General features: G+C 39.6%; 24 protein-coding genes and 4 pseudogenes. 15 read left to right on the plus strand and 13 right to left on the minus strand.

All coding sequences use genetic code 11. The features are described 5' to 3' along the window. Positions 1-186 precede the first annotated feature (186 nt). The gene (locus KUH03_RS19425) at positions 187-1,338 is read left to right on the plus strand and encodes a hypothetical protein (protein ID WP_257095896.1); all 1,152 of its coding nucleotides are present in this window, start codon (positions 187-189) and stop codon (positions 1,336-1,338) included. Between the two features lie 16 nt (positions 1,339-1,354). Here KUH03_RS19425 and KUH03_RS19430 read toward each other — a convergent pair whose 3' ends face one another. Then, positions 1,355-1,504 (minus strand): hypothetical protein, encoded by a 150-nt coding sequence (locus KUH03_RS19430; RefSeq protein WP_257095898.1) that lies wholly within the window; start codon positions 1,502-1,504, stop codon positions 1,355-1,357. Between the two features lie 151 nt (positions 1,505-1,655). Here KUH03_RS19430 and KUH03_RS19435 point away from each other — a divergent pair, with 151 nt between their 5' ends. From KUH03_RS19435 to KUH03_RS19485, 12 genes and pseudogenes are all read left to right on the plus strand, one after another. Continuing rightward, entirely contained in the window at positions 1,656-1,805 is a 150-nt protein-coding gene (locus KUH03_RS19435) for a hypothetical protein (RefSeq protein ID WP_257095899.1), read from the plus strand. Positions 1,806-1,819: 14 nt separating this feature from the next. After that, the gene (locus tag KUH03_RS19440) at positions 1,820-2,122 is read left to right on the plus strand and encodes a hypothetical protein (protein ID WP_257095901.1); all 303 of its coding nucleotides are present in this window, start codon (positions 1,820-1,822) and stop codon (positions 2,120-2,122) included. Further along, positions 2,104-2,337, plus strand: coding sequence for a hypothetical protein (locus KUH03_RS19445; protein ID WP_257095903.1), 234 nt, complete (start codon positions 2,104-2,106; stop codon positions 2,335-2,337). The genes KUH03_RS19440 and KUH03_RS19445 overlap by 19 nt, the downstream gene beginning before the upstream one ends. Then, positions 2,322-2,783, plus strand: coding sequence for a TonB-dependent receptor plug domain-containing protein (locus KUH03_RS19450; RefSeq protein ID WP_257095905.1), 462 nt, complete (start codon positions 2,322-2,324; stop codon positions 2,781-2,783). Before KUH03_RS19445 ends, KUH03_RS19450 begins: the two co-directional genes overlap by 16 nt. An 86-nt stretch (positions 2,784-2,869) precedes the next feature. Continuing rightward, positions 2,870-3,070: an enoyl-CoA hydratase-related protein gene (locus tag KUH03_RS46210; protein WP_306429645.1), complete on the plus strand. Its 201-nt coding sequence runs from the start codon at positions 2,870-2,872 to the stop codon at positions 3,068-3,070. Positions 3,071-3,117: 47 nt separating this feature from the next. Beyond that, positions 3,118-3,585 (plus strand): enoyl-CoA hydratase-related protein, encoded by a 468-nt coding sequence (locus tag KUH03_RS46215; protein WP_306429768.1) that lies wholly within the window; start codon positions 3,118-3,120, stop codon positions 3,583-3,585. 131 nt (positions 3,586-3,716) lie between these two features. Continuing rightward, positions 3,717-3,968 (plus strand): hypothetical protein, encoded by a 252-nt coding sequence (locus KUH03_RS19460; RefSeq protein ID WP_257095907.1) that lies wholly within the window; start codon positions 3,717-3,719, stop codon positions 3,966-3,968. 126 nt (positions 3,969-4,094) lie between these two features. Then, positions 4,095-4,256, plus strand: a complete 162-nt coding sequence (locus KUH03_RS19465) for a hypothetical protein (RefSeq protein WP_257095909.1) — start codon at positions 4,095-4,097, stop codon at positions 4,254-4,256. Between the two features lie 63 nt (positions 4,257-4,319). Beyond that, positions 4,320-6,053: pseudogene (locus tag KUH03_RS19470) on the plus strand (phospho-sugar mutase). Continuing rightward, positions 6,054-6,596: an NUDIX hydrolase gene (locus KUH03_RS19475; protein WP_257095911.1), complete on the plus strand. Its 543-nt coding sequence runs from the start codon at positions 6,054-6,056 to the stop codon at positions 6,594-6,596. It begins immediately after the preceding pseudogene. 78 nt (positions 6,597-6,674) lie between these two features. Then, a pseudogene (locus KUH03_RS19480) lies at positions 6,675-7,986 on the plus strand (nicotinamide mononucleotide adenylyltransferase). 179 nt (positions 7,987-8,165) lie between these two features. Next, positions 8,166-8,795, plus strand: coding sequence for an isopentenyl-diphosphate delta-isomerase (locus KUH03_RS19485; protein WP_257095920.1), 630 nt, complete (start codon positions 8,166-8,168; stop codon positions 8,793-8,795). On the opposite strand, the gene KUH03_RS46220 is transcribed toward KUH03_RS19485, so the two are convergent. The 5 genes and pseudogenes from KUH03_RS46220 to gcvP all read right to left on the minus strand — a co-directional run bounded on the left by KUH03_RS46220 (position 8,676) and on the right by gcvP (position 13,713). Then, positions 8,676-9,197 carry an N-acetylmuramoyl-L-alanine amidase gene (locus tag KUH03_RS46220; protein WP_306429646.1) on the minus strand — a complete coding sequence of 174 codons (522 nt, stop codon included), beginning with the start codon at positions 9,195-9,197 and terminating at the stop codon, positions 8,676-8,678. The genes KUH03_RS19485 and KUH03_RS46220 overlap by 120 nt on opposite strands. Then, the gene (locus KUH03_RS46225; protein ID WP_306429647.1) at positions 9,176-9,598 is read right to left on the minus strand and encodes an N-acetylmuramoyl-L-alanine amidase; all 423 of its coding nucleotides are present in this window, start codon (positions 9,596-9,598) and stop codon (positions 9,176-9,178) included. Before KUH03_RS46225 ends, KUH03_RS46220 begins: the two co-directional genes overlap by 22 nt. A gap of 188 nt (positions 9,599-9,786) precedes the next feature. Continuing rightward, positions 9,787-10,266, minus strand: a complete 480-nt coding sequence (locus KUH03_RS19495; protein ID WP_257095922.1) for a hypothetical protein — start codon at positions 10,264-10,266, stop codon at positions 9,787-9,789. A 25-nt stretch (positions 10,267-10,291) separates the two neighbouring features. Further along, on the minus strand, positions 10,292-10,444 hold the full coding sequence (locus KUH03_RS19500) for a hypothetical protein (protein WP_257095924.1): 153 nt from the start codon (positions 10,442-10,444) through the stop codon (positions 10,292-10,294). Positions 10,445-10,841: 397 nt separating this feature from the next. Then, positions 10,842-13,713: pseudogene (gcvP, locus tag KUH03_RS19505) on the minus strand (aminomethyl-transferring glycine dehydrogenase). 555 nt (positions 13,714-14,268) lie between these two features. Between gcvP and KUH03_RS19510 the strand changes: the two are divergent. Further along, the gene (locus tag KUH03_RS19510; protein ID WP_257095926.1) at positions 14,269-14,592 is read left to right on the plus strand and encodes an arginine deiminase-related protein; all 324 of its coding nucleotides are present in this window, start codon (positions 14,269-14,271) and stop codon (positions 14,590-14,592) included. Further along, a pseudogene (locus tag KUH03_RS19515) lies at positions 14,541-15,220 on the plus strand (arginine deiminase-related protein). The gene KUH03_RS19510 and the pseudogene KUH03_RS19515 overlap by 52 nt, the downstream one beginning before the upstream one ends. Positions 15,221-15,368: 148 nt before the next feature. On the opposite strand, the gene KUH03_RS19520 reads toward KUH03_RS19515, so the two are convergent. The 7 genes from KUH03_RS19520 to KUH03_RS46240 all read right to left on the minus strand — a co-directional run bounded on the left by KUH03_RS19520 (position 15,369) and on the right by KUH03_RS46240 (position 20,326). Beyond that, positions 15,369-15,581, minus strand: coding sequence for a hypothetical protein (locus KUH03_RS19520; protein ID WP_257095928.1), 213 nt, complete (start codon positions 15,579-15,581; stop codon positions 15,369-15,371). Further along, entirely contained in the window at positions 15,574-16,194 is a 621-nt protein-coding gene (locus tag KUH03_RS19525) for a hypothetical protein (RefSeq protein WP_257095935.1), read from the minus strand. Before KUH03_RS19525 ends, KUH03_RS19520 begins: the two co-directional genes overlap by 8 nt. Positions 16,195-16,196: 2 nt before the next feature. Then, positions 16,197-17,213: a TonB-dependent receptor gene (locus tag KUH03_RS19530; RefSeq protein ID WP_257095937.1), complete on the minus strand. Its 1,017-nt coding sequence runs from the start codon at positions 17,211-17,213 to the stop codon at positions 16,197-16,199. 489 nt (positions 17,214-17,702) lie between these two features. After that, positions 17,703-18,551 carry a carboxypeptidase-like regulatory domain-containing protein gene (locus KUH03_RS19535; RefSeq protein WP_257095939.1) on the minus strand — a complete coding sequence of 283 codons (849 nt, stop codon included), beginning with the start codon at positions 18,549-18,551 and terminating at the stop codon, positions 17,703-17,705. Positions 18,552-18,738: 187 nt separating this feature from the next. Next, positions 18,739-19,125, minus strand: coding sequence for a bacillithiol biosynthesis BshC (gene bshC / locus KUH03_RS46230; RefSeq protein WP_306429648.1), 387 nt, complete (start codon positions 19,123-19,125; stop codon positions 18,739-18,741). 32 nt (positions 19,126-19,157) lie between these two features. Continuing rightward, positions 19,158-20,156 (minus strand): bacillithiol biosynthesis cysteine-adding enzyme BshC, encoded by a 999-nt coding sequence (gene bshC, locus KUH03_RS46235; RefSeq protein WP_306429649.1) that lies wholly within the window; start codon positions 20,154-20,156, stop codon positions 19,158-19,160. Continuing rightward, the gene (locus KUH03_RS46240; RefSeq protein WP_306429650.1) at positions 20,144-20,326 is read right to left on the minus strand and encodes a hypothetical protein; all 183 of its coding nucleotides are present in this window, start codon (positions 20,324-20,326) and stop codon (positions 20,144-20,146) included. Before KUH03_RS46240 ends, bshC (KUH03_RS46235) begins: the two co-directional genes overlap by 13 nt. Between the last annotated feature and the right edge of the window lie 12 nt (positions 20,327-20,338).

Raw genomic sequence — 20,338 nt, forward strand, 5'->3', positions numbered from 1 at the left:
AGCATCAATACAAATAATTTAACTTCTCCAATTCGATAATATTTTGATTTATAAGTTGATTAAAGGAAAAATATTTTCTAATTTTCAAGAAACATTAGTTATATGTACGCTCGAATATTGTTGTTAGTCAATTGCCTATTACTTCCTTTCTGGGCGCTCGCTCAAATTGATCAAACGTTACAGACATTGGAGTCTTACCATGAAAATCATGTAACTGAAAAAATTTATCTACACCTAGACAAAAATGACTATTCGGCCGGTGAAAATATTTGGTTCAAAATGTATTGCACCACCGCACCTTTCAATTACTTGAGCAATATCAGCAAAATCGCCAATATCGAATTAATCTCCCCAACAAATAACGTCATCAAGAGCATCAAAATTCCATTAACATTAGGGCTCGGTATTGGTGATTTCAGCTTATCTGACACCCTCGTAGAGGGTTCGTATAGAATTAGAGCGTACACCCGTTGGATGCAAAATGATTCCATATCCAATTTCTATGAGCGCATTATCCCTATTACCAACGGAAGAGCAGATAATGTCATAACCCAAAGCACATTCCTTAAAAATGGAAATGAAAATTTCTTCCAGATCAATCTAAAAACAATTCAAGGAGCACCTCTAATAAACAGTAGTGTAAGCTATGCCCTCAAACAAGATGGCCAAAAGGAAAAGACTGGACGGTTAAAATCCAATGAAAATGGAACAATAGCACTTGAACTCAAAGATAACTTTAAAGGCGGGCTATTAACATTGCAATTCCTCTCCTCAGATAAAAGACGTGTTTTAAAGAGTTTTACTATCCCAAATCCAAATCAGCAAAACAGTATCCAGATTTTTCCTGAAAGCGGTGAATTAGTAAACAATATCTTGAGTAAAACTGGAGTCAAAGTGCTTAGCCCCGCAGGCTTGGGTATAAAATCAAAAATCAAAATCGGGGAGGAAAACCAGACACCGATCATCGAATTTGAGACCAATGCCCTTGGTATGGGAAGTATGCCGCTTATTCTAAGCACTGGGAAAAAATATATTGCCACGGCAGTCTTCCCAGATGGAAATTCTGTGAGTGCTCCTCTGCCGCCAGTTGCAGCCTCCGGCTATGTACTTACCGTCAATGCTGGTTTAAAAGACAAGATTGCAGCCCAATTATCCTCCACTAGCGATCTGGTAACGGGCAAAGATGTTTATCTAATCGCACAATATAACGGCATCGTACTACATGCTGTAAAGCAAAAGCTAAATGGACCGGAGATTCTATTCAACATTCCCAAAAAGGATCTTCCTTCGGGAGTGATTCAACTATCTGTACTTAATGAACAGATGACTCCTTTATAGAAAGACTCGTTTTTAATTACAATGCTCCTAAAACATTATTTCCAATAGCGATCCAATTAAATAAGTCCTCCTTTGCGACGAGAGACCAGGTCATCGCAAACCTCTCTGTAAAAGAAGGCAGTAGCGATACCTCAAAAATAGCGGCACTCTCTGCAGCTGTAGTCAATCTCAGTAAAATCGATTCTACGACAGATCAATATTATTCTTCGATAGTCTCGGAGCTTCTACTCAAGTCCGATCTCCGTGGTTTTGTAGAACGACCCAATTATTATTTTGAAGATTTAAATAACATCCGGTTTGGTGAGCTTGACAACCTGATGTTGATTCAGGGTTGGCGTAAGTTAGACTGGAAAAACTATCTCAATACCACGAATACGGTGTATCCACCAGAAAAAGGTCTCACGATCTCGGGAACGGTAAAGAAAACTGGGCGCAAAGCGGTCGTTCCCAATGCTAAAGTGACCTAGTACCGACCAGCAATATGATGCTGAGTATAGATACATTGACAAATAATGATGGTCGATTTGTTTTTGAGGACCTCTTATTCGCCGACAGTATTAAATTTATAGTAACCGGGAATGGTCCAAAGGAGAAGAATAGAGTCGATATACTTGTGGACGAGACCACAGCGCCTGCAGTTAATGAGAGCAGAGACCAGCCATTGATCGCGAATGATGTAAACAGCAAACTGATCGATCAGCTCAAAGGTAGCCAACAATTTTTGACGGAACTGGAAGCTGCTGGTATTATTCAAAAAGTATTAAATTGGAGGAAGTACAGGTGAACAGGGTAAGGGCCAATAAAGCAGACAAAAATTCAAGAAACCTCAATGGCCCCGGTCATGCAGATCAGGTCATATCTGCCGAAGATCTATCGACCTGCACAACCCTGGAGCAATGTCTCGCGGGGAGACTGGTAGGCGTGATCTTCAGAAATGGAGTCCCTTACAGTACCCGATCGATGGGAATGAACGGGGTAGTCCCATGCAGGTTGTTTTAGATGGCATGTACATTGAAGCTGATCAGATCAGCATGATCAATGTTCAGGATATCGCGAGTATCGAGGTGCTGAGAAGCATAGGCAATACCGCCATTTATGGTATGTATGGCGGAAATGGTGTATTGGTTATCACGAGTAAATCTGGCGAGGCACTCTCAGCGTCCTATACACCGACTGGAATTGTCACAATTGTGCCCAAAGGACTGCATGTAAACCGTAACTTCTACAAACCACAATATAATACCGCACAAAAGCAGGAACTTAGGCGTGACCTAAGAACAACCATCGCCTGGGAGCCTAATTTGGTCACAGAGAAAAATGGAAAAACCAAATTTGATTTTTTCACTTCTGATGAACCCGGAACTTATAAAATTACCATCGAAGGAATTGACATGGAGGGTAAAATTGCCCATCTTGAATATTTAATAGAAGTAAAACCACAATAGCAACCCGAACAAACCGTTATAAATTTATATAAATTCGTTATGGAGCATATCAAAACCAAAATAGAAGACCATATTTTAAGTTTTTTTTGGATCGGGGTAAGTCTAACGCCATCGATACACTGCTATTGAAAGAGCTTATAGAGACATTGGAATCTAGCCAAGAAAACGATGCCGTGCGTGGGGCGATCCTTATTGGTAAGGAGAACTTTTTTAGTGCTGGTCTTGACCTAATAACCTTGTTCGGCTATGACGAGGATCAAATCCGGGAATTCTGGAATCTTTTTTAGAGGCAACCTCGCTACTGGCCTCTTTCCCTAAACCGATAGCTGCCGCCATATCTGGCCATAGCCCTGCTGGAGGTTGTGTATTTGCCTTATGTTGCGATTATAGAATCATGGCTGAGGGTAATTTTGTCATAGGACTTAATGAAATACCTGTTGGCCTTATCGTTCCTGAAAGTATCTTTCAACTTTATGCTTTTTGGATCGGGAAACGACATGCTTATCAGAATCTCCTTGAGGGAAAACTGCTTTCTCCCCAGGAAGCAAAATCACAGGGCTTAGTGGATGAAGTCGTTCCAGCGGATATACTTTTTAATACCGCCGCAAAGAAGATAAGACAGATCACGCAGTTTAATCAAAATACCTGGCAGACTTCTAAACTAAACTTCAGAAAAGAAATAATTCTTAAATTGCGCGAAAATAGAGAAGAAACCATTCAGGCTATTCTCGAGCAATGGTGGCTTCCGTCAACACGGTCTATATTAAAGTCGATCATCGAAAACTTGACTTCAAAAAAATAATATATAATAAACGAAAATCACATGAGAAATCTCTTTTTCTTTGTTCTTATCTGTCTCTCCATAGGTGTGATCTCCTGTAGAAACAATAAAAAAGAAGACAAGGCAGTAAAATTGCCCAGGATTCTATCCCTTTGGATACTATAAGCAAACCGGACACGATCGAAAAAGAAGTGAAGAAAGAGAATACTGAAACACTTGAAGAAGTATTGGAAAAAATTGCCAAAGCATATACCGATCAAGACAGTAAAACAATCAACAACTATATCCATCCAAAATTAGGGATCTATATTATCTATCGTCCGGGGCATTGGATTCGTATGTACATCAAAGTAGTTTTAACTTTTCCAAACCAGTACCAGAATATCATTCGTATGAAAAACTGAGTTACAAAGGTCCTCTAAAAGCAGGAAAATTGCCTGCTTTTGACTGTGGAACAATGAAATGGGACAAACTAGGTTTTTTTATGATAAGAAGTCCGTCCGAATGAACTGTCACAAACGGCCAAATTCATGAATGAGATTTTAGATGCAAAAATTAATCAAACCGAATTACAGCGATTGAGAAATATAGAAACCAGAAGCTACCGTGCGATCATGACTTCCAACGAAAGCGAAGAACCTTTCGTTTTTCATGTCACAAAAGAGGGGAAAAGTGGTATATTACAGTCATAGACCGCGCCTATGCAGGTTGTGACGCATAAAAGAATTTTTTACATTTAGCCATATTTAACGATCATGGGAAATTTAGATAAAGACATACTAGAGAAAATCGACGATTGGTTAACCTCCAGTTATGACGAGGAAACAAGAGCCTCCGTCCAGAAATTAATAGATGATCAGGCAGAGACAGAACTTATTGATTCATTCTACAAGGATCTTGAGTTTGGAACAGGAGGTTTAAGAGGAATTATGGGTGTAGGATCCAACCGTATGAATAAGTATACAATTGGAAAAGCTACACAGGGATTATCAAATTATCTAAAAAACAGTTCCCCAACCAGGAAATAAAAGTAGCTGTTTCCTACGATAGCCGTAACAATTCGCAGTCCTTTGGTCAGCTTGTTGCCCAAGTATTTGCAGCAAACGGTATCAAGGTTTATCTTTTTAACGAACTACGTCCTACACCAATGCTATCTTTTGCCATCCGCCATTTTGGATGTAAAAGTGGGTCATGTTGACTGCTTCGCATAATCCCAAAGAATACAATGGCTATAAAGCTTATTGGAACGATGGATCCCAATTGACAGCTCCTCATGATAAAAATGTGATCGATGAGGTCAATGCTATCGCCAGCGTCAAAGACATCAAATTTGAAGGGAATACCCAAAATATTATTCCTGTTGGTGAAGAAATTGATCCAATTTATATCGATGCCAATAAAGCATTAAGTATACATCCGGAGGCTGTACAAGCACAGAAGGACCTAAAAATAGTTTATTCTCCGATACATGGTACCGGAATTACGATCGTTCCAAAATGCTTGCTTCGTGGGGCTTTGAAAACGTTACTGTGGTCACCGAACAGGCGACTCCTGATGGGAACTTCCCTACAGTGATCTATCCTAACCCTGAGGAGGAGGATGCCATGGCCTTAGCGAAGAAAAAAGGGGAAGAGATTGATGCAGACCTTGTTTTAGCAACCGATCCAGATGCGGACCGCGTTGGGATCGCGGTTAAAAACAATCAAGGCCAATTTCAATTACTCAATGGTAATCAAATTGGCAGTTTGTTAATCTATTATGTGCTGAGTTCAAAAAGTGATCTAAAGCAATTGGGCAACAATCCCTATATTGTGAAAACGATTGTAACCAGTAACCTTCAAGCAGACATTGCAAACCATTACCATGTTTCTCATTATGAAACACTCACTGGGTTTAAATATATTGGTGAACTGATAACAAAACTAGGTGATTCAGCACAATATCTTGCGGGTGGAGAGGAAAGCTATGGCTACTTAGTCGGTGATTTAGTCCGGGATAAGGATGCGCCTAATTCATGTGCATTCTTGGCAGAAATGACTGCATATTTTAAGTCAAAAGGCAAGACTGTGTATGAAGTTTTGTTAGATATCTATCAAGAATTTGGCTGTTATCAGGAAAAGCTGATCTCCTTAACAAAAAAAGGAAAAGCTGGAGCCGAGGAAATTCAAGCCATGATGGCTGGTCTACGGCAAAACCTACCTACCAAGCTTGGCGGAATCGAAGTCAAAGAAATTCGGGATTATGAGCTTTCCCAAACAACGGACATGAAAACAGGCCGTAAAAGCGAAATTACTCTTCCAAAGTCGGATGTATTACAGTTTATCACTGTGGATGGTGACGTGATTTCAGCTAGACCTTCGGGTACAGAGCCCAAAATCAAATTCTATTGCTCCGTTAAGGGGACGCTTCAAGATAAAAGTAATTACCTAAGCCTTCAAAATATATTGGAAGAAAAGGTAGACCGTATGATGAAAGATATTGTTGGATAAATGGAAAAATGGAAACGATTATCATTCGAATATATTTGTAAGGAACCTTGGGCAACATTACGCAGGGATACTTGCGAACTACCCGATGGGCGAATTAATGACCACTATTATGTCCTGGAATATCCGGATTGGGTCAATATGGTCGGCATCACTGCACAAGATGAGTTGTTAGTAATCCGGCAATACCGTCATGGTGCAGGTATCATTTCATTGGAAATTCCGGCTGGTACCACTGAGCCGGGAGAAAATCCGCTAGACGCCGCAGTCCGCGAAATGCTTGAAGAAACGGGATATCAGTTCGATAAAATTGAAGAGATTGCGAGCCTCTATGCCAATCCCGCGACAAGTGGCAACATTACATATACCTACCTCATGACAGGTGGACAGAAAGTTCAGGAACAAGATCTGGACGAACACGAAGAGATTGAAGTTTTTCTTATCCCACTTGAGGAAGCGAAAACAATGTTGCTGGAAAACAAATTTAGTCAGGCATTACACAGCAGCGCATTATTCTATGCTTTTAATAAATTAGGCTTGTTATAAAACAAGCCTAATTTTATTCTGTTTTTCTCTTTCATACTTTAATTTTCACTAGACTTTTGATTTTTGTACCTTTGTGCTATGGCAAGAGAAATTTTTGAAACCAAGCGCAAGGCCCTGAAAATAAATCTAAATCCTGAGATTTATGGAACCTTCGCTGAGATCGGTGCTGGACAGGAAGTCGCACGAAACTTTTTCAATGCAGGGGCCGCATCCGGCACAATTGCAAAAACAATGTCGGCTTATGACATGGCATTTAGTGACGCGATTTACGGTGAGGAAGAAGACGGCAGATATGTCAGCAGAACCCGCTTAAAAAGATGCTTTCCCATGAATTTAACCTGCTGACGCAACGACTACATGGCGATAAGTATTGCAACAAAAATTCTTTGCCTTTGCGGACACTGTTACCACGCTTAACTTCACCAAAACCAATGAGCCTCATGGCTGGATTGGTCTCCGTTTTCAGCACGAGGTCGGTGGCCCTACAAATGATATTATTGTCCACGTCAGACTTTTGGACAGTGACAATCAGCTGCAACAAAAAGTACTGGGTATTATCGGTGTAAACCTGCTGTTTGCGGCTTACTACTATACAGAAAATGTGCAGACCTTAATTGAATCCTTGGTCGATAATTTATCTGTCGGATCTGTCGAAATTGATTTAGTTAAGTTAAACGGTCCTTTGTTTGAAAATGTCAGCCAACGACTGATCAACTTATACCTCATTGCCAAAGGATTTGCAAAGGCTGCTATTTTCCAACCAGATGGTAAAGCAGTACAGATCAAGGATTATTTGTACAAAAAGAATATCATCTTACTTCGCACAAAATACCGCCAGAAATCACTTCCTAACTTTGACCTATTTAACCTTGCCGTCGAGCAGTTTAAGAAAAATACAGGGGCAACGGACAGCGATACCATTGTATTGATCGAGGTGTTAATGGGTAATGTATTGGAAGATACACATGAGATCACGGATGAAGATCTACAGGAATTTGCGTCGAGAGCAGATGAATTATGTGCCACAGGCAATAACATTATCGTCAGCAACTTCCGTAGAAACAACCATTTAGCGGAGTTTATAAGCAACTTCAAACCCAAAAATATCGGGATTGCAACAAACGTTTATAACTTAAAGAACATCTTCAATTCGGACAATTACAATAAAGAACTCTACACCAATGAATTATTATCCTACATATCAGGTATGTTCAATAAGAATGTAAAGCTTTATGCTTATCCATACCTATTGAAAAAGGAAAATAAAATCATCACAACGCAAAATATGCCCGTTTCGGAAGAAGCCAAACCGCTATTTGAATTCTTAATTAAAAACGGTTACATCATTGATATTGAAAATTACGACGAGAAATTTGTAAAAACTGTATAACAAATCTTCGCGATAATTTATTATATAGTCCAATTTGGTTAAATTGGACTATATTTATGTTTGAGCCTTATGAAGCAAGAAAATGTAATACTAGTCGATTCCAATGACAGTGTCATTGGAAGTATGGAAAATACGAAGCTCACGAGAAGGGTTTGCTACATCGAGCTTTCAGTGTCTTTTTGTTCAATAACAGGGGTCAGTTGCTCATGCAGCAAAGGGCTTTGGACAAATATCATTGCGGCGGTTTATGGACTAATAGCTGCTGTTCTCACCAACGGCTTGGCGAAAGCAACTTAGATGCTGCCGAACGTCGTCTGATGGAAGAACTCCGGATCAAGGCATCAGACCTATATGATTCATTTTCGTTTGTATACAAAGCCGAGTTTGACAATGGCCTTACCGAACATGAATTTGATCACGTGCTTATTGGAAAATTCAACGGTAAGTCTAATTTTAATGTTGCAGAAGTAGCAGCCATACAATATATGGATCAGCAGCAGATCGAAGATGAGATCGCGCACTTTCCAGAGAAATTTACCCCTTGGTTCAAACTCATCTATCAACGTGTATTTGAAACCTATTGGGACAAATACAAAAATAGGATCATCAAAAAGCCCTATGGCGATAGAAGGACTTCGACACCATCCTTATCATGTCTACACTTCATCAACAGCACGCTAATACAAGCTCTAGGATCTGCTAGCCCGCAAATAAAAAGGAGCAATTCTATCATAAATTGCTCCTCTCATTTTTATACAGATCAAGAAACCCCTATAAGTATTTTTATAGATGGAATACATAATCTTTAGATCGTTTTCATTCAAAAATGCAGTATTCACATCTTGTTGAATATAGTGAATTTTAAAAGCCTTTATGGCTGCATCCAGATTACGGACATCGTAGCCAATAATACGCAAAGCCATTTTTGGATTAAAATCGATTGGTGGCGTTTCTAAAAATTCCTCATACCAATAGCCAAATCCCTGATCGGCCAATTTTTTCCAAGGGAATCGTGATGGGTCATTTTTACGCGAAGGTGCCAGATCCATATGTCCAATAAAATTTGCCTGCGGAATCTTATAGGTATTTTTCAAATAGTTCAGCAGCTGAATCAACGCATTTATCTGTGCATCCGTCCAGGGGTCTGTCGTCCCATTATTATCCAACTCGATACCTATCGATGAGGAGTTCAGATCAGTATCATTCCCCATTTACCCAAACCTGCATGATGGGCCCGGTATAGATCATTTACCATCTGTACCACCTTACCATCCCGCCCCACAACATAATGTGAACTTACCCCTGCTTTCGCAGAGTGAAAGGTACGGATTGTCTGTCCTAACGAATCCTGAGCTGTATGATGAATGACGACAAAATTAGGTTTTCGGATACCAAAATTGATGGAGGCGATCCATTGCTGATCTTTGACATTTACTTTCTCCAACTGCCCAGATACAGGAGACTGGCGATACAAATTAGAAAACTCTTTTGCTTGGTTTTTATATACCTTTTCGGTCTTAGCATATTTATTGCCAGCACAAGATGTGATCAATGCTGCAATAATAAAAAGATTGAATCGTGATGTTACCCTCATATCGAAATGTTTCAACACAAATATACTTCCAAAATAGGATATCGGTGTGATTGTACCTAAAATGATACAATAATCTTCCTTTTCAGAGGCGCCTCCAATGAAATGGCCAGTTGTTCTTGAGCGATTTACCGCACACGAGAGCTGATCATCAAAAAGTCCAGACGGAATAGCTGGACTTTTTGAGATCGATGTAACGTATCGATATTTTATTTTAAAGCGCTTACATTCAATTTACCCATGAATGCTTTCAGCTCATCTAAACTATACCCATTGCCTCTTAGTGTGATCAAATAACGATCTTTTTCAAGGTAACTGATTTCGGAACTCTTTGGTGTCGAACCTTCTACACCTTTATTATCCATTGTCTTTGCACGCTTTCCTTCAAAATCACCCGTTTTCTCTACTTCCGTATCAGTAATATTTTCTGAATCGACCATAAAACCCATTTGAGCAAGACTAACGATAGCCGAAGCGGTCTCACCGGCACCATCAATAATGCTTATTTTAATATCCTTTTGATCATCAACAGTATAGGTTGCGTCGCCAGAAACGACACTGACGCCATACATCGAGCCGGCAGAATAAGATGTTCTTTTCAAACCGTCTAAACTTTCTGGGAGAAATGCTTTTAATTCGTCCGAACTCAATGGTTTTTCAGATTTTAGTTTGGCCTGAAGTTCTTCCATTTTTTTGCACCATCAGTCAGGTTATCTAGATTAGATACCCCTTAACCACATCCGAGATTCCCGCACTTGTTTCATTATCATCTCCTGCACCATCCTTGGATTCGTTGCGATTACCGCAACTTGTGATCAAAATAGCTGCGCCTAATAATAGGGACATTATGCTCAATTGTCTTTTCATGATTATCGGTTTTTTAGATAAAACGTTAGAAAGATAAAAAAATGATTTAATTGGCGCAACTATTTAAAATATAGCCGTAAAATAGTCCTATTCGTTTTTCCTGAACTTATCTAAGAATGTTTGGGGATCATCATACTTATATACTCTTTGGTATCTATCCTATTGGTTTATAAAGGCTTCATTTAAACCCCTTAAATATTGCCCAGACTCCTGCAAATAATCTCGTCTGGATTAAACCTTTTACAGTATAATGCTTTATTTGCCTAGCCCCAATTCGTCTCACGCTAAAAGTCAATATATTTTGTATAACAAAAATATAATGACCGTTTCTAAATTCTCCGTAAAAATTAAAGCCCCTCCGATGTGGAGAGGCTTTAAGCATATTATTTTAAGACTATTACGCCTCGGCATATTCTTCGATAGAAGGACATGAGCAGATCAATGTACGGTCTCCCTGAGAGTCGTTTACACGACCTACAGAAGGCCAAAACTTACGCTCTCTTACGTACTCCAACGGATAAGCCGCAGTTTGACGACTGTAAGGTCTATCCCACTCATCTGCAGTAACGACTGCTGCTGTATGTGGAGCATGCTTCAACACGTTATTTGCTTGTTCTACTTCACCGGATTCAACCGCAGCAATCTCCTGACGAATGGCAACTAATGCATCACAAAAACGATCCAATTCAGCTTTAGATTCAGACTCTGTTGGTTCAACCATCAGGGTTCCCGCAACAGGGAAAGAAACTGTTGGTGCATGGAAACCGTAGTCCATCAAACGTTTTGCGATATCAGCAACTTCGATACCTACATTTTTGAATCCACGGCAATCTAAGATCATCTCATGCGCACAACGACCATTGCTACCAGAATAAAGTACTGGGTAGGCATTCTCCAAACGCGCTTTAATATAGTTTGCATTCAATATTGCTGTACGTGTAGCATTAGTCAACCCTTCACCACCCATCATCGAAATATAAGCGTGGGAGATAATCAGGATTGATGCTGAGCCAAATGGTGCAGCCGAAACAGCAGTAATTCCTTCTTCTCCTGAAGTAGAAACAACTTGATGGTTTGGCAAGAAAGGTACCAAGTGTTTAGCAACACCGATCGGCCCCATACCTGGACCACCACCACCATGTGGAATACAGAACGTTTTATGCAAGTTTAAGTGGCAAACGTCAGCACCAATATGGCCCGGACTAGTCAAACCTACCTGTGCATTCATGTTTGCTCCATCCATATATACCTGACCACCATTGGCGTGAATGATTTCACAAACTTCAATGATAGATTCCTCAAATACACCATGTGTAGATGGGTAAGTTACCATTAAAGAGTTCAGGTGAGCAGCATGCTCTTCAGCTTTTGCTCTTAAATCTGGGATATCAATATTTCCAAGTTCATCACATTTCACTACCACCACTTTCAGACCAGCCATTGAAGCTGATGCAGGGTTTGTACCGTGTGCAGAAGCTGGAATCAAACAGATGTTACGGCCATGATCGCCGCGGCTCTCATGATAAGCACGGATAACCATTAGACCTGCATATTCACCTTGCGCTCCTGAATTTGGCTGGAAGCTCATTTTAGCAAAACCTGTGATCTCTGATAACCAATCGTTCAATTCACCGATCATCTGCATGTAACCCGAAGTTTGATCTGTTGGTGCAAATGGATGTAATCCACCAAATCTCGCCCAGGTAACTGGAGTCATTTCAGCTGTCGCATTCAGCTTCATTGTACATGAACCCAATGGGATCATAGAATGACACAACGATAAATCTTTCGCCTCCAACGATTTAATATAGCGTAACATTTCATGTTCAGAATGGTAGCTATTAAAGTTTGGATGAGTTAAGTAAGCTGAGGTACGAACCAATTCCGCAGGAATCGAAGAGCTTAAGTTTTCTTCTAGCGTATCGAAATCTACATCGTTCAATGTTTTGCCTTGAATTTTTGCAAACACTTTTACGATCGTTTTGATATCCTCATATGTTGTTGTTTCATCGATAGCGATAGAAACTTGTGAACCGTTGTAGTAGAAGTTCAATTCATTGTTCAACGCTTCAGATTTCAAAGCGCCAGCATGTCCACCTAAATCTACACGTAATGTATCAAAGTAAGCGTTATTCAATTGAGTATAACCCAAAGACTGTAAAGCTTGATCCAATAAATTTGCTAAAGCATTGATACGGGATGCAATATTTTTGATTCCTTCTGGACCATGGTAAACAGCGTAGAAAGAGGCCATAATAGCCAATAAAGCTTGCGCAGTACAGATATTCGAAGATGCTTTATCACGACGGATATGTTGCTCACGAGTTTGTAAAGCCATACGTAAAGCGTACTTTCCATTTGAATCAGAAGTTACACCAATGATACGTCCGGGAATATTACGTTTGAAGCTATCACGTGTAGCGAAGAATGCTGCATGAGGACCACCGAATCCCATTGGTACACCAAAACGTTGTGAGTTACCAACAACAACATCTGCCCCCATTCTCCCGGAGGAGTCAACAAGGCTAAACTCATTAGATCCGCAGCCGCACATACTGTAATATTTTTACCGTGTGCAGCGTCAGCAAATGATTTGTAATCAATGATTGATCCGTCCGCTGCTGGGTATTGTACAAATGCAGCAAAAACATCATCTGTCAATTCTGATTCTTGAATAGCTGTAATTTTCAGCTCGATACCGAAAGAAAGCGCACGCGTCTTTAATACGTCGATCGTCTGTGGATAAGCATTTTCAGAAACCAAGAATACATTTGCATCTTTGTTTTTACGTGCTGAGTAAAGCATAAACATGGCTTCAGCAGCAGCTGTAGCTTCATCCAACAATGAAGCGTTTGCAATTTCAATCCAGTAAAATCAGAAATAACGGTCTGGAAGTTTAACAGTGCCTGTAAACGACCTTGTGCAATTTCTGCTTGGTAAGGCGTATATTGTGTATACCATCCTGGGTTTTCAAACACATTACGTTGAATTACACCTGGAAGGATCACGTCATAGTAACCTTGACCAATAAAAGATTTAAAAACTTTATTTTTCTCTGCGATTTCCGCTATCCGCTTTAAATAAGCAACCTCAGACAATGCTTTTGGAAGATTTAAAGGTTTTGGAGCGCGGATTTGAGAAGGGACCGTTTGGTCAATTAGCTGGTCAATTGACGATACGCCCAATTTGGCCAACATTTCATTCGCTTCAACTGGACTTGGGCCATTGTGGCGACTTTCGAATTTTTCTTGGAAGTGTATATTGCTCATGTGTGCAAAAAGTTAACGCTTATAGACAGTTAGCGACATAATAATTAGGTAATTAACTCTCTTATAAACAGTCGTTTTTTGGATGAGCAAAGATAGTAAAATAAATGACTGAAAACGAAGCAAAAAAGTGTATAAAAAGTCAGTTTTAAGTACAAGCGAATGTGCAATCGATTGTCCTCACTACATTAAAATTAAAATAAAAACAACCAATAACTATCAGATTTAAAAATGTACTAATCAATCCTGAAATAAATTGACACAATGACAAAAAACAAAAGATTATACTACTATTTTTCAACCACCATTTTTTCTTTTTAAAGATATTCTTTTTGCAATGGCGCTGATTTTTCAATACATTAGTATAAGTACCAATTGTAAAGTGATTGCTGACACAAAGACTATTATTCAAAACGAATGTCAGGCATATTCTGGGATACGCTGATTCGCTCAAAAATATCGAAACCAAACACTGTCTCTTTCATACAATAGGCTCATTTAAGTAAGAATATCATTTCTTTTTAACAAATATAAACCAGCGAATAACGATTATAAATCATGAGAAAACAGGTAACAGACAGCGTACTTCTAGTAAGACCCTCTGTCTTCCGCAAAAATGAACAGACCGCAGTCAATAATTTTTTCCAAAAGGATATTGAAAATCTAAGCGGCGAAGACGTAAATAGAGAAGCACAAGGTGAATTTGATGCCCTTGTCAACGAATTGAAATCACATGGTATTTTAGTGACCGTCATTCAAGACGATGAAAATCCGAAAGCCCAGACAGTATATTTCCGAACAATATTGTCTCTTTCCATCAGGATGGTAAAATTATCTTTTATCCGATGTTTGCCCCCAACCGTCGAAAAGAACATTTATTAGACTTTGAGGGGCCATTGAAGCAAAATGGTTATTATGTAAAGTTGATTAAAGACCTAAGCGAGTCCGAAAATAATCGACAATATTTAGAAGGAACAGGTGCTCTTGTACTAGATCGTACACATCGTATTGCTTATTGTGCCCTGTCTGAACGAGCAGATCGAGCCATGTTGGACGAGTACTGTAAAACGGAAAATTACACCCTGTTGTCTTTCATGCATTTCAGACAGTCCATGGCGAACGTAGACCTATCTACCATACCAACGTGGTATTGGCTGTGGGAGAAGATTTTGCAATTTTATGCCCCACTGCGATTGATAATGCATCTGAGCGTGATGCACTACTAAAGAAATTAAAAGAAACAGGTAAGGAAATCATCGAGATCAACGAAAATCAACTGGAAAATTTTGCGGCAAATTGCCTTCAGGTGAGAAATAAATATGGAAATCGCTTTATTGTCCTAAGTGATAAAGCTTTGTCCTCATTGACACTGTACCAAACGGCACAATTGGAAAAACATGGCAAAATCATTCATCAAGATTTACATGTCATTGAAACCTGTGGTGGAGGCAGTGTCCGTCATATGATGGCTGAGGTATTCCTGCCAAAAGAAAAAGTGATGAATGCTTAGGCATTCATCACTTTTATAGATAATCAAATGGGAAAGGACCAAATTCTTACTGAATTTTGGTCCTTTCCCATTTGATTTAATGAATTTTAAAATTTTATTTTGAGCCATTTATCAAAATCGACTTTTGTGACAGCTCCTTATCCTTTTTCTAAAACATATTAAAAGAATAACGTAATCCCAGCTGGAATTGGTATGGGTTACCAGATGGAGTAACGATACCTGAATTGTTTACATTGTAATTAAACTGTTGCTTTGCAACATCAAAGGGGATCAACTTTTCCCCAGCAGCATCTTTCCCACCTAAAGCATACAGATTTTGATTGCCTAGAGACTCATTTACACCCCAAGTTTTCTTAAACAAGTTGGCAACGTTGAAAAGATCCCTGATATTTCCAGAGCATGGTTTTTATATAAATTGAATTTTTAGCAATCCGAAGGTCAATCAAACCATAAAAACCATTCACTCCACCATTACGGTCTGCTATTTTACCCTGATATTTCTTAATATAATCTTTAAGGCTCTGACTCGCTTCTGGGTTATTCAACAGATTATTCAGCCCGGTAACCAGCTGTTTTGAAGTATTGGAATTATTCGGGTCAAAAATATAGGCCAGATCATTGTCTCCGGCAACAAAGTCTCCATTGATATTTCCGCCGGCGAGCAAACTATACCGTGTACCTCCGATACCTGAGTAGCGAACGCCGACACTGACACCATAAAACGTTGGCAAAGTTCCGTAAATAACAATCTTATTACGGAATTGATTGTTCGAATAGCTCATCTTGCTTAAATCACGAGGATCATCTTTCACAGCTAAGGATAAAGTCGCCGTATTGGCTACATTTCCGTTGAAGGAGGTATTGTCTTTTGCATCATTCCACGTATAGCTAACCGATATCGTTCCATCCTTGTAATACTGATAACTTGCGTCAAATACGACAGCAAATTGGTTGACTTTCCCCTCAGAATTCAATTCTAAAACTCGACCAAACTTATCGGAAATCCTTCCTTTTTCCAATCCGGAGCTCCATCGACGATGGATGCGGCAGGAACGAATACGCCTCTATTATCTTCATTTGCAAGTCTAAAGAAAGGATCTTTCACCATATTACGGTCGACATACATATAATTATTGCGTCCCAAATTCATATATCCGGAAAGACTTGCCTTCAGCTTTTCTGTGAAAAAGTGTGTATAAGATACATTAGCCTTATACACGACCGGAATTTTGGCATCGGGACCATAAGTATTGATGGTCGGGACCTGAAACTGGGCTAAAGTAGGTGTGGATGACGGATCCTTTCTGTAGTCGACAAAATTTGGTGTAGGTACATCCGCACCGCGAACATCAACAGTAGCAAAATGCTTTCCATCAAAAGTAAGGTTATTGATCGTCATATAATTATTGATATCCGATGCAAATATACCTGCGCCCACTCGAAAGAAATCTTTTCTTTCTTCGTTCACATCCCAGGTCATTTGGAAACGCGGCTGCACCACAAAAGACTTGAGTTTATGATCTGTACGGACACCAACTTCTTTTAACAATTCTTCATTCAGAGGAGAAGTAGGATAATGTCCGTAATCCAATCGCAAACCGGCAACCAAGTCTAATCCCTGCGCTAACTTGGTTTGCAATTGTCCATACACACCGGCATTGAATATTTTACCGACCACAGCCGGATCACTCATCAAAGGAACTTCACGATAGTAAGCATATGGTTTCATGTCGTCAAAGTTCTGCATAGCCGTCTTTCCATCACTTGGTCTAAAGTGGAAGCGACCATTAACCTCACTTCCGTAAATGGAATTTGCATGGGTATACATCAGGTCCACACCAAAAGTGTAATTGATATTATCCGTACTGTAATAGATATTATCAACAAGCTGAAATACATTATTTTTAAAAGATTCCTGCGCAAAACGATGCCCTCCCAATTGCAATGTGGTCTTTTTATCTTCCCCTGCAACTTTGGATACCGCATCTTCCACAATTGCACGAGGAATATTCTGACCAGGTAAAAGGTCTCCGGGACTACTTTTCTGATAGGTATAGAGATGTTGTACTTTTAACTCATTGGTTACCTTAGGGAAATGGTGGTACGCAAAGTAGCCAATAGGCTATTATCAATATTCTTATCGTTCCCGTAAGATTCATATAAAGTAATTGGCTTGTTGTCTTGCAGCCCCAGCTTATTGTTATCACTTGTAAAGTTATTACGGATTGTCAATAAGTTTTTATCATTGATCTGCCAGTCAATACGTCCAAAAATCGCGTCAGAACCTCTTTTTTATCGAAAGCACCATATTGGCGTTCGTTCCCCAATCCGTACTTTTTCCGCCCGATATTGACAAATTCATCTAATGTTGCGTTTGTAACATTAAATCGTTTTTCATCGGCTTCAGAGTTAATATCAGCAATAATCAGAGGACGGGAGTCCTGCTGATGATCCCAGGCAACAAAATAATGAAGTTTGTCTTTTATAATGGGACCCCCAAAGTAAAGCCATATTGATAAGTGGAAAAATCGTTGCTCCGTTTGTTTCCCCGAATATCATATGGGCTGGACAACCAGTCTGCTCGAGAATATAACCAGGCACTACCCTGCGTTTTATTTGTTCCCTGTTTGGTCACAGCACTGACCGTTCCGCCACCTGCTCTTCCATAGGTTACATCATACTGGTTTGTCACCACTTTAAATTCACGAACGGCTTCGATAGAGATGGAATAGGGAGCACCACTCCGACTTGTTGTCGAACCCGCAGAGGTTGGGTTTTTCGCGTTCATACCATCTATCGTAAAATTGGTAGAAGACCCTAACTGACCACCAATATTATCGCCTTTGCTTAACGGAGACAGATCCATTAAAGACGTAAAGTTACGACCATTGACAGGTAGTTTTGCGATATCCCGAGCTGTCACCGCAGTTGCAGCACCAAGGTTCTCAATTTTATTTTTCAATGTACTTACTCCTGTGAGCTCAACCGTTTCCAATACGTTAGATGCATTTTGAATCGGAATATTCAAGCGAATCATATCGCCCTGGTTTAGTGTAAAGCCCGAACGAATCTGTTCGCCATAACCAATAAAGGTAACTTTGATAATGTATGGTCCTCCGAGTGGAAGTTCCTTAAAATTGAAATCGCCATTGGCGTTGGTCGATGTTTTGGTGGTAAAACCTGTAGACTCGTTACGAACCTCTACTGAAGCCCCTTGAACCCCTTTGTTATTCTCGTCCGTAATCTTTCCGGAAAATCCTGCTTGGGTTGTTTGCGCATACAAACCTGTTCCTATCGCAATGGCACAAGTCGTAAGTAATATTTCTTTCATTTAGTTGTTGGTTGTAATACGGCAACAAAACTACTTCGATCGTATTAACAGAAGCTAAACGAAATATTATGAAATTATAAACAAAGCATCATAAAACATTATATAAAAAAATAACGAAGCAAAAATCAAAGTTTCTTCCTCCTGCTTGGTCCGATATTCATAAAAAAAGTCAGTAAAATACTGACTTTTAATATAAGATTGTGAATTTGAAATCTAAGGGATTAAAGTATTTATAGAGATCTCTAAAAAGGTTATCACCATATTTTACATACAACAAGGCAAAATTTTCAGATCGCTCTTGTAATCCTCCTCCGGGAAAGAGCTTCTCCTTTACGTTATCAATATCTGCCAATGCATGCTGATGGTTTCGTTTTTCGGCTTTCATCAACTTTTTCTCTAGATTGTTCATCGCCTTTTTCAAACGAGCTTTTATCGCCTCGGTGCTAGGTCCTAGACTAGGATCAATTTTGTGTGTACGTAACCTTATCTTTCCAAAGATCGCATTCAGTTCCATCCATTCATCATTCAGATTCAATCTTTCCTTCGTATGACGACGCACATACTCTTTCTTCAAAACCTCCGCAGGGCGAAAAATGCTTTTGAAGGTTAGATCGACACGAAAAGCTTGGCGGCCACGTTATCTTCGGTAATCATGGCTGAATTTCGCGGAATTAAGATCGGAAAATCTATTTGGTACTGATCAAAATTAGATTTTAATTGCATCCAATAGACCATCTCAGCACCACCACCAATATAGGCCAAATTAGGAAGGATAATTTCCTGATACATTGGGCGCATCACCACATTTGGACTAAAACGTTCAGGATGGGCATTTATTTCTCTTTCCAGCTCTTCCTTGGTAAAATATATATTTTGATGCAAAACCTCATATCGGCCGTCTGCGGCCAGAACCAAACGTTCTCTAAATTCATCGGTCAGATAGAAGAAATTGATCTCCCGGGCATGTACCTGTGTAGAAAACCCTTTCGCTTCCAGTTCTTTCGATCTGTCTGTAATGGCCTTAAAACTATTTTCGGATAAAATATCCGTTTTGATAATCGGCTTAAATAACTCCTTCAGTTCTTTATCATCTGCATCAATAATCAAAAGACCATAGGATTTAAAAAGTTCGTTCACCATATAACGCGTCGCATCTGCCAACCTTTTGTGTTTCAGATAAGCTTGCTCTACAATACGTGTAAGCTTAGCAGAATTGTCTGAAAGCCCAAGAATATTGGTGTATTGCTTTACTACATCGACAATGGAGGTGGTATCCATACGTCCTGTAGCGGATACCGCAGGTGTCTCCCATGCGATTTTCTTTCCGTAGACCTTGGTATGATTAATTTCTTCAAAATCATGATCTTCAGTCGCCATCCAATATACCGGGATAAAGTTTTTGTCCGGATGTTTGACCCGCAGATCCTCTGACAGACGTATCGCTGTCATAATCTTAAATATAAAGTATAATGGCCCTGTAAAGATATTCAGTTGATGGCCTGTGGTAATCGTATAGGTATTCTCCTGCAACAACAAATCTATATTTGCAGCTACTGTGGGAGAATCCTGCAACAATGTCGCATATTGAGCTTTTACGCGTTCCACAAGAATGCTGCGGTGGCCAAAATGCCTTTTTTGTGCAATTGCTTCTCAAAACCGTCAAATGTAGGCCAGTGTCCAACAAACGGTTTCAGCGCCTCGTCATGAGCCAGGTAGGCTAGCAATGTTTTGGAGAAACTGTTTGTCTCACTATATTCGATATAAGTTGCTTTCATATATGCTTATTG

Source organism: Sphingobacterium sp. E70 (assembly GCF_019285695.1).
Taxonomy (GTDB): domain Bacteria; phylum Bacteroidota; class Bacteroidia; order Sphingobacteriales; family Sphingobacteriaceae; genus Sphingobacterium; species Sphingobacterium detergens.

What these genes read in the sequence shown, in the direction of transcription:
- KUH03_RS19495 (WP_257095922.1), bottom strand. Translation starts at nt 10,266, where the DNA reads ATGGAAGAACTTCAGGCCAAACTAAAATCTGAAAAACCATTGAGTTCG.
- KUH03_RS19440 (WP_257095901.1), top strand. Translation starts at nt 1,820, where the DNA reads ATGATGCTGAGTATAGATACATTGACAAATAATGATGGTCGATTTGTT.
- KUH03_RS19500 (WP_257095924.1), bottom strand. Translation starts at nt 10,444, where the DNA reads ATGAAAAGACAATTGAGCATAATGTCCCTATTATTAGGCGCAGCTATT.
- KUH03_RS19535 (WP_257095939.1), bottom strand. Translation starts at nt 18,551, where the DNA reads ATGAAAGAAATATTACTTACGACTTGTGCCATTGCGATAGGAACAGGT.
- KUH03_RS19435 (WP_257095899.1), top strand. Translation starts at nt 1,656, where the DNA reads ATGTTGATTCAGGGTTGGCGTAAGTTAGACTGGAAAAACTATCTCAAT.
- KUH03_RS19450 (WP_257095905.1), top strand. Translation starts at nt 2,322, where the DNA reads ATGCAGGTTGTTTTAGATGGCATGTACATTGAAGCTGATCAGATCAGC.
- KUH03_RS46220 (WP_306429646.1), bottom strand. Translation starts at nt 9,197, where the DNA reads ATGGGGAATGATACTGATCTGAACTCCTCATCGATAGGTATCGAGTTG.
- KUH03_RS19465 (WP_257095909.1), top strand. Translation starts at nt 4,095, where the DNA reads ATGAATGAGATTTTAGATGCAAAAATTAATCAAACCGAATTACAGCGA.
- KUH03_RS46240 (WP_306429650.1), bottom strand. Translation starts at nt 20,326, where the DNA reads ATGAAAGCAACTTATATCGAATATAGTGAGACAAACAGTTTCTCCAAA.
- KUH03_RS19475 (WP_257095911.1), top strand. Translation starts at nt 6,054, where the DNA reads ATGGAAAAATGGAAACGATTATCATTCGAATATATTTGTAAGGAACCT.
- KUH03_RS19510 (WP_257095926.1), top strand. Translation starts at nt 14,269, where the DNA reads ATGAGAAAACAGGTAACAGACAGCGTACTTCTAGTAAGACCCTCTGTC.